The organism is Chryseobacterium viscerum, assembly GCF_002899945.2.
Classification (GTDB): Bacteria; Bacteroidota; Bacteroidia; order Flavobacteriales; family Weeksellaceae; genus Chryseobacterium; species Chryseobacterium viscerum.
Genome location: NZ_PPEG02000010.1, coordinates 38,309 through 50,953, shown reverse-complemented (window position 1 = coordinate 50,953; position 12,645 = coordinate 38,309). Strand labels below are relative to the sequence as shown.

At 33.3% G+C, this 12,645-nt stretch carries 8 protein-coding genes and 1 tRNA gene; 7 read left to right on the top strand and 2 right to left on the bottom strand.

The features are described 5' to 3' along the window. Positions 1–151 precede the first annotated feature (151 nt). Complete coding sequence (locus C1634_RS21365; protein WP_109739104.1) at positions 152–3,355, top strand: S41 family peptidase; 3,204 nt, start codon at positions 152–154, stop codon at positions 3,353–3,355. 99 nt (positions 3,356–3,454) lie between these two features. Here the strand turns inward: C1634_RS21365 and C1634_RS21360 are convergent, their stop codons facing one another. Continuing rightward, positions 3,455–3,757: a putative quinol monooxygenase gene (locus tag C1634_RS21360; protein WP_103231363.1), complete on the bottom strand. Its 303-nt coding sequence runs from the start codon at positions 3,755–3,757 to the stop codon at positions 3,455–3,457. A 37-nt stretch (positions 3,758–3,794) separates the two neighbouring features. Next, positions 3,795–5,201, bottom strand: coding sequence for an L-dopachrome tautomerase-related protein (locus C1634_RS21355; RefSeq protein WP_109739103.1), 1,407 nt, complete (start codon positions 5,199–5,201; stop codon positions 3,795–3,797). A 185-nt stretch (positions 5,202–5,386) separates the two neighbouring features. On the opposite strand from C1634_RS21355, the gene C1634_RS21350 reads away from it, so the two are divergent. The 6 genes from C1634_RS21350 to C1634_RS21325 all read left to right on the top strand — a co-directional run bounded on the left by C1634_RS21350 (position 5,387) and on the right by C1634_RS21325 (position 12,551). Further along, positions 5,387–6,229, top strand: coding sequence for an AraC family transcriptional regulator (locus C1634_RS21350; protein ID WP_103231355.1), 843 nt, complete (start codon positions 5,387–5,389; stop codon positions 6,227–6,229). A gap of 157 nt (positions 6,230–6,386) precedes the next feature. Beyond that, positions 6,387–6,460: transfer RNA gene (locus C1634_RS21345), tRNA-Asn, on the top strand. 232 nt (positions 6,461–6,692) lie between these two features. Further along, a complete protein-coding gene (locus C1634_RS21340) occupies positions 6,693–7,895 on the top strand; it encodes a site-specific integrase (protein ID WP_228410131.1) in 1,203 nt (400 codons plus the stop codon). A 63-nt stretch (positions 7,896–7,958) separates the two neighbouring features. Next, complete coding sequence (locus tag C1634_RS21335; protein WP_103231353.1) at positions 7,959–10,271, top strand: DEAD/DEAH box helicase family protein; 2,313 nt, start codon at positions 7,959–7,961, stop codon at positions 10,269–10,271. Between the two features lie 95 nt (positions 10,272–10,366). Then, positions 10,367–11,290: an AAA family ATPase gene (locus C1634_RS21330; protein ID WP_109739102.1), complete on the top strand. Its 924-nt coding sequence runs from the start codon at positions 10,367–10,369 to the stop codon at positions 11,288–11,290. Then, entirely contained in the window at positions 11,274–12,551 is a 1,278-nt protein-coding gene (locus C1634_RS21325) for a DUF3871 family protein (RefSeq protein ID WP_103231351.1), read from the top strand. Before C1634_RS21330 ends, C1634_RS21325 begins: the two co-directional genes overlap by 17 nt. The last annotated feature ends 94 nt before the right edge of the window (positions 12,552–12,645 follow it).

Genomic DNA, 12,645 nt, shown 5'->3' with positions numbered 1-12,645 from the left:
ATATGTGTAACGATTTGCCCAATAAACCGACTATTCTTTTTTAAAGCGTGTTATATTGAGAAATATTCGCAGTATAATTACGTTTTATAATACTCTACAACCAAAAAACCATAAAATCAATTATAGTATTGTATAAATAACCAGTTATACCATGAAGAAAACTATTATTTCGCTATTAACGGCATTTTCTATTATTGGAATTTCGGCACAGGAAAAGTCTTATTTTTTATCCAGTCCATCTTTGAGCCCAGACGGGAAAACAGCTTATTTTGCTTATGACGGTGATATTTGGAAAGCAGATTCCAATGGAGGAAATGCATCAAGAATTACCGCTCTGGATGGCGAGGAAATCAATCCTCGTCTTTCCCCGGATGGAAAATGGCTTGCATTCAGTTCCAATCAATACGGAAATTATGATGTTTATGTAATGCCTGCAGAAGGGGGAACGATCAAGCAGCTGACCTTCCATACCGGAAGAGATGAAATGGAAAACTGGGGATGGGATAGCAAAACAATTTATTTTACTTCCAGCAGAAATAATAATTTTGGCAGTTTTAAAACAACGATTGAAGGAAAAACGCCTCAAAAGCTTTTCAACAATTACTTTAATAATACCAATGGCCTTGTAGAAACTCCGGCTGGAGAATATCTTTTTACAAGTTCTTCAGAAAGTGCTCATCAGGTACAGCGTAAGCGTTATAAAGGAGAAAACAATCCTGATATTCTAGGGTATAACCCAAAGAGCAATTCTTTCAAACAGTACACCAACTATGAAGGGAAAGATTTCAATCCAAGTGTAGATAAAAATGGGGTTATTTACTTTATTTCAGACGAGAATAATGGTGAATACAATCTTTATAAAATCGAAAATGGTAAGAAAACGGCTTTAACTCAATTTGATACTTCTATTAAAAAGCCTTTTGTTTCGGCGGACGGATCCAAAGTAATTTTTGAAAAGGATTATCAGCTTTATACTTATGATATAGCCTCCAAAAGCACAAAGCCTCTTAATATCAGCCTGAATACCAACAAAACACTGGAAAAAGAACAAAACTTCAATGTGGAAAATAATATTTCCTATTATGATATTTCTCCGGATGGTAAAAAAATGACTTTTATAAGCCGAGGTATTGTATTTGTCTCAGATATTGAAGGAAAATTCGCACAACAGGTTTCTGATGGAAAAGAGCGTGCAATGGAAGTAAAATGGCTGAAAGACAACCGAACACTGCTTTACAGCCAGACGTACAATGGATATCAAAACTGGTTTACCATTTCTGCAGACGGAAAAGGGCAGCCCAAACAATTAACTCAGGATTTACGCAATAACCGAAGCATCACTCTTAATAGCGATCTTTCAAAAGCAGTTTACTTAAGCGGCCGTGATGAAGTAAGACTTTTGGATTTGAAAACCCTCAACTCTACAACTATTGTAAAGGACGAAATCTGGGCATTCCAAAACTCAAGACCTTCATTTTCACCTAACAATGAATATGTTTTATTTTCTGCCAAGAGAAACTTTGAACTGGATATTTTTATCTATAACATCAAAAAAGGACAGACATTAAACCTTACCAACACGGGAGTTTCAGAAGAAGATCCTGTTTGGTCGCCAAACGGAAAATACATTTATTTTGCCAGCGACAGAACCAACCCGTCTTATCCTTTGGGCATGCAAAAGTCTAATATCTACCGCATGGCATTAGACTGGTTTGACGAACCTTTTAAATCTGAAAAATTCGACAATCTTTTCACTGAAGAGAAAAAGGAAACAAAATCTGCTGACAAAGACAAAGACAAAGACAAAGACAGCAAGGACAAGAAAGACAAAAAAGAGGAGGACAAGGATAAAGAGAAAAAGGAAGAGAAGGAAAAAGAACCGGTAATCAAAGAACTGAAAGTTAATCCTGAAGATACTCTGGAAAGAATCGAACTGGTTACCGACCGATATGGGTATCAGGATGACCCTGCCGTTTTTATGGAAGACAAGAAGGAGATTCTATTATTCAATTCTAATCAGGATAATGGAAAGAGACAGCTGTTCAAGAAGGTTTTCACAGATTTTGAACCTGCCAAATCCGAAAAAGTTTTTGATAAAGCAGCCTATTATATCACTAAAAATGAGAAAAACCTATTTGCTCTGATAGAGGGTAATGTCTATAAAACAACTCTGGCAGCCTTAAAGCCTGAGAAAATAAATATTCAATATACTTTTGATAAGGATCTGGCTTCCGAATTCACCCAAATGTATGCTGAAGCCTGGACGGGTGTGGAAGAGAATTTCTACGATGAAAAATTCCATGGTATAGACTGGAAAGCTAAAAAGGAGCAATATGCTAAATATGTTCCTTATGTACACAACAGAAATGATCTGCGAATTTTATTAAATGATCTTTTGGGTGAACTTAATTCTTCCCATACCGGATTTTCATCAACCGGTAAAGAAGAAACAAGGTACCTGAACTATTTCACCAACGAAACAGGAGTGATATTTAAAAAAGATCAGCCTTATATTGTAGAAAGTATTGTAAAAAAATCTCCGGCTTACCGTTCTGGTGTTGATATTAAGCCAGGTGATCAGCTGACTGCTGTAAATGGGAAAAAGATTGATCCTAATGAAAACCGTGAATCTTATTTCGCTACTCCAAAGAAGCAGGATGAGCTCCTTCTTACTTTCAGCCGTGATGGGAAAGAGATAACAACCAAGGTACACCCCATTTCCAATGTAGAATTGAAAGGATTGCTTTACGACGACTGGATATTCAACAATCACCAGCGTGTTGACAAGCTAAGCAACAACCGTATTGCGTATTCTTGCATGAAAAACATGTCTACTGATGAGCTTGACCACTTCCTGCTGGATATGGTAGAGCAGGAAAACAGAAAAGACGCTGTTATTCTTGACTTACGTTATAATACAGGTGGAAATGTTCATGATAAAGTATTGAATTTCCTTTCTCAAAAACCTTATTTACAATGGAAATACCGTGAAGGAAAAATAACAACACAACCGAACTTTGCTCCTTCCGGAAAGCCTATTGTCCTATTGATCAATGAAGCTTCTTTAAGTGACGCAGAAATGACTGCCGCTGGTTTCAAAGCTCTGAAATTGGGTAAAATTATTGGCCAGGATACTTACCGATGGATTATTTTCACTTCGGCTAAAGGCCTGGTGGACGGTTCTTCTTACAGACTTCCTTCATGGGGAACCTATACTTTGGACGGACAAAATCTGGAAAAAACAGGAGTAAAACCTGATATCTATGTTAAAAACACCTTTATGAACCGACTTCAGAACAATGATCCTCAATTGGAACGAGCTGTTCAGGAAATACTTAAAGATTTGAAGAAATAAAATTTCAAAAAACATAAAAATAAAAAGACTTACATTTCTGTAAGTCTTTTTTGTTCCATTTTAAATATTAAGTATAGACTTTCTATTGTAAACACCTATTTATTCTTGTGAAATTCTTTCCAGCTCAATTACTTGTATGGGATCGCTCATCAATTCATCCATCCGACCTGCGAAGTTTTTAAAATGTTCAGTTTGGGTATGGAACTCAAAAGCTTTATCATCTTTAAATGCTTCCCACATGTAGAAAGTACCCAGAGATTTTTTATCTTCAAAAAGAATGTAATAGATACAGCCGGCTTCATTGCGGGTAGGATCTATGAGTTGTTGTAACGCATTTTTTAGTTCTTCTCTTTTCTCCGGTTTAGATTTCAGTACCACCACCGACTTAAATTCCTTATTCATTATAGTAAATGTTTTTATGTAATTATTTTTTAAATACTTATAATTTAACCTTATATATAAAATAAGGAGGCTTTCCGGCATCCGCCTGTCCTGAAAACGCAGTTGTTGTATGAAGCTGATTGACCGAAATATACAGGTAACCATCATCGGAAACGGCAATATTATCAGGCCATTGTAGTTTTGGATCTTTAATAAACTCTGTCAGTTTTCCATTTTTATCCAGCTTACTGATCCCATGATCTCCAAGATTTGTTATATAATGATTCCCCTGTTTGTCTGTGGCAACACCGTCACTCACAGGTTTTTCCCCAAATCTCTTAATAGCATTTCCTATCATACCATCATCTTTATTTTCCCTAAAAAGTCTGGCAGGAACTTCGTACCATGATGTTCCGTTCATAGAACCAAAGAACAGTGTTTCCTTGTCATCTGACAGCGTAATAGGATTAATTCCTACTCGGGATGGCTTACCTCCAAAATCAATAACTTTCCCATCAATGATCATATCTACCTCTTCCGTCTGTAAAGCTTGATGACCACTAAATCTTCTGGCTTTTTTTGTTTTTAGATTTAAAGCGATAATCCCCGGATTAGCTATATCTGCAAGGTAAGCCCATCCATTCTTTTCATCAATCGCAACATCCTGTACAAAACTGCCTTTAGGAGCAATATCATCGGGCAGCTCTATTTTTTCTGCTATTTTATTCTTTTTCAGATCAAAACACCACAGACGCGTCTTTCCAAGCTCCAAACCCATATCAATCATCCAAAGACGATTTTCCTTATCTATAGTAACCCCAAGCGGAGTATCAAATTTGCTATTGTCAGCCGGCTGGCCATTTTTCTGCAAATCAGCAGAAGGAAAAAGTTTTGCTTTACCATTGACAATTTCAACCAACTGTTGTTTGGGACCGGATAAAGGATGCATTGTCGCAAACACCCTACCAGTATGACTTACAGCTACATTTCCCGGTCGTACGTCATTAAACTGTGCAACAACTTCAAGACTTTTCCCCTGCTCTGAAAGATAAGAAGCCGACCCATCTATCCAGTCTTTACGCACGGGAGTAAAGAAATCCAGATCTTCAGTTCCCTCTTCAAGACAGAAAAACTCATGGGTAACGCCAGCCGGAATTACCAGCACGCCACCAGCTTTTACAATATATTCTTTATCATTCATAAGTACTTTTACACTTCCTTTATTAATATAGGTCACCTGCTCATTCGGATGATTATGGGGAGACACGTGTGCCCCCTTATCCATTTTCCAAAAGGCAAACGTACTTTCCGAGCCGGATACCCATTTACGCTGTAACCCTTTCCCAACCTGCTCCCAAGTTCCTTTATTAAAATCGGTTTGAAGTACTTTCTGCTGAGCCGAAGCTGCATTGAAGAAAAACAGAGATGCCATTGAAGACATAAAAAATAATCTATTGGTTTTCATTTGTATGTGGAATTATTATATTTTAATTTTTAATACTGAAGTTTAGTCCTGTATGGAACCACTTTTTTTATTTCAGTAGGAAAAATCAATATTAGATAAGGCAAAATTATACTGATAATTAGCAAATTACCGGTACAAAACTTCTTTATTTTTGTATAATTTTGCCAAGTATAAAAATAACACTCATGAACAGAGAGGTATTATATGAACCTTACAGCATTCATTTTGAAACATTAGAAACATTCCCGGATAAGGAAAGCAGGAAGAATTTTTTTGAACTTGTCTTCATTTTATCAGGAACAGGACAGCATTGTATTAATAAGCACAGCTTTTCGTATTCGGACAATCATATGTTTCTTCTGACCCCACAGGATTGCAGCCAGTTTTGGATTGATACTAAAACACGGTTTTTCTTCCTGAGATTCAGCAATATTTATTTAAAAAATGATAAGATTTCAAAAGAGAATATCAAAAGACTGGAGTTTATTCTGGAAAATGCCAATCATAAACCTGGATGCATCCTAAAAAATCAGACAGACAAAACGCTTGTTCGTCCTATTGTAGAAGCTCTTATAAGAGAGGCTGTAAATAAGGATGTGTATCACAGCGATCTGACCGCACAACTCATTAATACACTTATTGTTATCGTTGCCCGTAATATTGCCAAGTATCTCCCTCAGAAAATAGACGAAACCTCTGAATCAAGAATTATTAACATTCTCAATTACATTCAGGCTAATATTTATGAACCTGAAAAAATACGAACCGAAAATATGGGTAAAATGTTCGGTTTTTCTGAAAATTACTTAGGAAAATATTTTAAGAAGCATAGTGGTGAAACACTGCAGTCTTATGTGAATAATTATAAAATGACTTTAATAGAGCACCGTTTAAAACACAGCAGCAACCGAATTTCAGAAATTGCAGATGAACTGGGATTCACGGATGAAAGCCATCTTAATAAATTTTTTAAAACTCTGCATGGAAAAAGCCCCAAAGCCTATAGGCTGGAACTTATGAAGGAATGAATGACAAATTGATGCGCTCCTACCTTTTACAAAAAATATTTAAAATTTAATTTATTGAAAAATAAAAAGATAGCTTTTTTCACGGAATATTCGAGAATAAAAACTTGCTTGGTACGGATATTCCTATTATATTTGCACCACTTAAAACAAAGAACATTCCTCCTTAGCTCAGTTGGTTAGAGCATCTGACTGTTAATCAGAGGGTCCTTGGTTCGAGCCCAAGAGGAGGAGCAAAAAAGACTTACATTTCTGTAAGTCTTTTTATTTTCTACTCATTTTCTGTGAGTTCCTCTTATATTTAGGGGATTTCACAGTACACCTATATTCTTAAATTTATATCATTTATTTTACAAATCAGGCTTACTATTAGGTTACCTAATATTTTTTTAAAGTTACCCATTAATTAACCTTTAGGTTACCCAAAAATAATTTCAGGTTACCCATCCAATCCCCCATTAATACTATGAAGTTATCAATATTATTCTTACTTAGAAAGAACAAGATTAATGCAAAAGGTTCATGCCCTATTGAGTGCAGAATAACATTAGATAAGGAAAGAAAACCATTTGCTACAGGATTATTCATTAACCCTAAATATTGGGATAGTAAACAGCAGAAAACTAAACCACCCAATGAAGAACACAATTATATCAACAACCAATTGAGCCTGATTAAGAATAAGATTAATCAGGCTTTTTTATTACTCCAACTCCAAGATGAAAACTTTAATGTAGATGATATTTACAGACAATACAGGGGTGAGACTCTAGTGAAAGATTATTCTTTACTAGAGTACTATAAACTCTACCTTGAAAGACTTAAAAAGTTGATAGGAATTGATATTAAACAACCCACCTATAATAAGTTTGAATATATCAAAGATGACCTGGAAGAGTTTATAAGATTCAAATTCAAGAAATCAGATATAAAGCTAAAGGATTTAGATTTTGACTTCATTTCAGAGTTTGAATATTATTCTAAAACTGAGCTGAAGCATAGTCAGATTACTATTAACAAAGCTATTCAGAGAATTAAGAAAGTAGTTAAGAAAGCTGTATCACAGAAGCATATAGAATCTAATCCTTTTGAGGAGCATACACCTAAAAAAGTGCATCCTAAAATAATATTCCTCACTCAAAAAGAACTCAATCAGTTAGAAAATCACACATTTCAGTCTGAAATATTAAATAAAATCAAAGACTGCTATCTATTTTGTTGTTATACAGGACTGGCATATAAGGAAATGTTTGAACTTAGGAAAAGAGATTTAATTACTAAGCCTGATGGAATTACATGGATTTATAAAGAGAGGGGAAAGACAGGAAGAAATTTCTCAGTTCCCCTAATACTTCCAAAAGCTCTTGCTGTTATAGCTAAATATTCTTCTGAAAGTGAATATCTATTACCCAGAGTAAGCAATCAATATTTTAACAGACTACTTAAGGAAATAGCCTCTACACTAGAAATATCTAAAAATCTAACTCATCACACAGCAAGGAAAACCTTTGCTTCCACAGTATTATTGAGTAATGATATCCCTATGGAAGTTATATCTAAACTTTTAGGTCACTCTAAGATTAACACTACACAGGAATATTATGCAGAGATAATGCCTGAAAAATTAAGCTTGCATTTAAGAGAATTGGAAAAAAAGTTGAATCATTAAAAAAGAATGAAATAACAGTGTTATATTTATTAATTATTTATAACACTGTTAATTCTAATATTTATGAATGTTAATGACCACTTTAATGGTTTTCCCATAGACTATTTTAAAATACAACCAGAAGATTTCATAGACACTATAGGACTCAAGGCAGAGAATATAAACACTCACTTAGAAAGATCCTTACAAAATTATACTCTTGAGACTTTGGAACTAGATGACAATGGCTTTATTGGAGAATCTTTGAATGAAAAATTTAATTTTAACTCAAAAGATACAACTGTAATAAATTGTGCAGTTGGGCAAGGAAAAACTACTGCTATATTAAGACAACTCAAAGAAGAATATGACAACAATTCCAATTCATATTTTATTATAGCTGTACCACTAGTTAGCCTAATAAATCAATATGAAAAAGACCTTTTAGATTTAGGTATAAATCCTGATGATATTTTTAATTATTCTGTCATTGGAAGACAGTTTTTAGAAAGAAATATATACAAATCTGACTCATATCCATACAGTAAAATTTTAAAAAGAGTGCATCTTGTCACTGTCAATACATTACTAGGTAATGCTGGAAAGGATGCAATAATGCAATCTGATGCTAAATTTGAATATATTCAAACTTTAACTAACAATTTAAAACAGCCTAATAAAGATGTATATATAACTTTTGATGAAATACATGAAGCTATCTCCAATTTTTCTAAAGTTGGTATTCTCCATTTATTTTTCTGGCAAGATATTGTAAAGAAAATTATTGTTTTAAGTGCTACCTATAATGTTGCATCTATTTCTGTAATTAAGTATTTCTCTCTACTAACTGATAATAAAATCAAAATTTTAGACTCTGAAAGAATAGTAAAAAGAGCACAAAGCAAACTATTTTTACATTATGATAATTCAGACTATTTTAATAACCTATCAACTTTAAGAGAAGTTGTTGAAGATACTATTAACAGTAATAGAACACTAGATATCATCTGTTATTCCAGAACCTTATCTGACAAAATAGTTTCAAGAGAATCTACAATTGGCAGCTTACTCTATGAAAAATATGGTGAAGTAAAACTCTGTGTTTCTGTAAAAATAGAAGATATTGATTCAGATGATGAAGAGCCCACCAATAGATATGACAATTCTTTCTGTAATGTAGGAACTAATTTTAAATCAGGAGTAAGTATTGATAAACCCAATCATACCTTAATTATTATTTTACCTCCCAAAAGCAGTAGAAGAACTTATAAATCTAACAATGGAATCTTTACAGAAGGGATAAATTCTGTAATTCAAGCTTTAGCAAGACAAAGAACAGTTGGAAAAATACACATAATATTACCCAATCCAATAGAGATGGATTATAGCAGCCTAAGAGGTATGTCTGAAATTCAAAGAGAGAGATTTGAAGAAGCCTATAATAGAATTGCTATACCTGTCACAGCAATAAGAAATAGAAATAATGTTAGTACTCCTTTAAACACAATTATTAGCTTTTCAGAACATAAACAATTAATAAATGATAGTTATGAGAAACTTGCTCAAAGACTACTAATCCCAATATTGGATGCAAATAGATTCAATTTAGATTTTCCTGATAAAGTAGAGTATACATTAGAAAAAGCAGAGAAGATTTTAACACAAAATGGGTTTTTGGGCAGAGACTTAGCTTGTTATGTAACTTATGCTGCATTTACAAATCAATTCTATAATGCTAGATTAGCAAGAATATATTCTACAGAAGGATTTAATATTGATGAAATTGATCCAGTACTTACAAGGGTTTATGATGAGTATATGTCTAATACACAAAACTCTGAAAAATATATTTCTCAGAAGTATTCTGAAATAAGGAATCTATTATTAAACAGAACAAATAATGTATTTGATTCCAATCAAAAAAGAGATATAAAAGAAAAGATTTTTACTAAACTTATATCTAAAACAGAATTAGAGCATCTGAAATCTGAATCCTTCAAATACTTAGTTTCTGAGTATAATGGATTCCAAAATTATATTGATGAGGAATCAGAGGAATTAATAAATAAATTGAAAGGATATATTGACAGATTTAATAGTTCTCTCTTACTTCATGAAGGAACAAGATACATCAAAAAATATACTGACAATCAAATATTTGAGAGAGATAAACCAGATATCCTAAGGATTATTAAAAGAATTAAAGAAAAAAATCCTGCCATAGCATTATCAAAAGTAAAGTTTTTTAGAGGTATTAATGAGACTAATGCAGGAGAAAAAATGTATAAATATCTATCTGAGAACCTATATATATCCCTTAGAACAAGACCAATAATAAATAATATCAAAAAAGATTTTAAAAAGATTATAGAAACAATAAACTACCAAAATCTGTGATCATTTATATATAGCAAATCACAAATTTTGGTACAGCACTCAAACTTATTGAGTGCTTTTTTATGCCCAAATTCTAACAATTAAATTTTAAACATATGCAATTAAAACAATCACAAAGACAACAAGTAAGGCTCAGATTAGGATTATCTGGTGCAAGTGGATTTGGAAAAACCTATTCTGCCTTGCAATTAGCCTATGGAATGACACAGGATTGGAGTAAAATAGCTGTTATAGATACAGAAAATTCCTCTGCTTCTTTATATTCAGACTTAGGAAATTACAATGTATTGGATTTACAAGCTCCTTACAGCCCTGAAAGATATATTCAGGCTATTGAACTATGTGAAAACTCTGGAATAGAAGTAATTATTATAGATTCTATTACCCATGAGTGGAATGGTACAGGTGGATGTCTTGATATTCATGAGAAACTAGGAGGAAGATTCCAAGATTGGGCTAATGTTACTCCAAGACATCAGGCTTTTATTAATAAGATATTACAGTCAACATGCCATGTCATAACCACTACAAGAAGAAAGATAGACTATTCTCTAGATGTAGCTAGTAATGGAAAAACCCAAGTAGTAAAGCATGGCACTAAGGAAATTACCAGAGATGGCTTTGAGTATGAACTAACTATTAATTTTGAGCTAGTGAATGAAAACCATTTAGCTAAGGCTAGTAAAGACAGGACAGGGCTCTTTATGAATAAGCCTGAATTTATAATTACTTCTGAAACAGGAAAGATGATTTTAGATTGGTGTAATTCAGGCATAGAATCTGAAAGCAAGTCTATTCCTATGGAAATTCCTTCCCAAATTCAGCAGAGAGTCTCTACAGAAGAAGAAGTATATAAGGCTATTCAGGGATGCAACTCTATAGCTGAACTTCTGAACTTATATAAACAGTTTCCCCAATATCATAAGACTTTAAAGCCAGACTTTGAAGCTAGGAAAACATTATTAATTCACACCACTAACCCTAATAATCAATTCAGTAGAAATGGATATGAAAAATAAAATTACACCTGCTTCTCTAGAGGAAGCATTTGATGTAGAAATTTCAAAAACTACTAACATAATAGAGATAAGTCACAGGAATACTTCTATCCCACCTGATTTACAGCTTAAGAGAGTAAATGATTTATCAGATAATAAACCTCTAGGTAATATTTTCCTTGATAATGAAGAGATTGAAGATGCAGAAATACTCTATCCAAGCAGGGTGAATATTCCTGACCAGCCCAAAAGTGAATCCAGTACAATAAATAGTAAGCCTGAATCTTTAAATGTAGTTCAGGCTTCTTTTATGCCCAATCCCAAAGTAGAAATTTACTCTAGTGATATGACTGTTGGAAATAATCAGCCCAGCCCATTTATTATGGCTAATACACTAGAAGCTACATTACATCACTTACAGAATGATTGTATCATTCCTGTATTCTCTAGAGACAATGAAAAAACTATTGCACATCAGGAATTTATAGAATGTATTATCAGTGCTGTAAATAAAACCTTCCCTTATCACAGCATTACAGCCCCTGAAATTAGAGTATCTCATCAAATCAAGGGTAGAACTCCTTCAGCTATTCATAAGCCTGTAAAAGAGCTTTTGGAGCATGAAAAGACTATTTATTATGAAAGAATGGCATTTATTATTAAAGTTCCTTCCATTACTGATATAGTGAATGGTAATGAACTTTCACTCTCTATTGGTGGAGTAAGAGCATATAATCAAGAGAATCTCTACAGTAAGAAATCCTTAGAAAAGTTCAAGTTCTTTATTGGGTTTCAGAATAAAGTTTGCTGTAACCTTTGTATATCTACAGATGGGTTCCTTGAAGATATAAGAACTTCTAATGCTGATGATCTGTATAATAAAGCAGTAGAAACTATGCAGAACTATAATGCAGAGCTACATCTCATAGGGATGAAGGAACTTACACAGGATTACCTTTCAGAACATCAATTTGCCCAGCTTATAGGTAAAAGTAGGCTGTATCAACACTTACCCAAAGCAGAGAAACAGAATATACCTCTACTTAATTTCAATGACAGCCATATTAATACTATGGCAAAGGATTATTATGAGGATAAGAATTTCTGTAGAGAAGATGATGGAAGGATAAACCTCTGGGATATTTATAATCTTTTTACACAAGCTAATAAGAGTAGTTATATAGATACTTTCCTTGACAGGAATTTGAATGCCTTTGAGTTTACTAAAGGTATTCAGAAAGCACTTAATGGTAATTCAGATTATCATTGGTTTTTGAGTTAGTTATTTTCACCATACTTTACTGTATGGTGAATTTTTCTATATATATACTAATACTTAACATAATAATATAATTCATCTGTGAAATGAATTATTA

Coding starts and splice junctions, on each gene's coding strand:
- C1634_RS21325 (WP_103231351.1), top strand. CDS start 11,274: ATGGATATGAAAAATAAAATTACACCTGCTTCTCTAGAGGAAGCATTT.
- C1634_RS21360 (WP_103231363.1), bottom strand. CDS start 3,757: ATGAATAAGGAATTTAAGTCGGTGGTGGTACTGAAATCTAAACCGGAG.
- C1634_RS21355 (WP_109739103.1), bottom strand. CDS start 5,201: ATGAAAACCAATAGATTATTTTTTATGTCTTCAATGGCATCTCTGTTT.
- C1634_RS21365 (WP_109739104.1), top strand. CDS start 152: ATGAAGAAAACTATTATTTCGCTATTAACGGCATTTTCTATTATTGGA.
- C1634_RS21335 (WP_103231353.1), top strand. CDS start 7,959: ATGAATGTTAATGACCACTTTAATGGTTTTCCCATAGACTATTTTAAA.
- C1634_RS21340 (WP_228410131.1), top strand. CDS start 6,693: ATGAAGTTATCAATATTATTCTTACTTAGAAAGAACAAGATTAATGCA.
- C1634_RS21330 (WP_109739102.1), top strand. CDS start 10,367: ATGCAATTAAAACAATCACAAAGACAACAAGTAAGGCTCAGATTAGGA.
- C1634_RS21350 (WP_103231355.1), top strand. CDS start 5,387: ATGAACAGAGAGGTATTATATGAACCTTACAGCATTCATTTTGAAACA.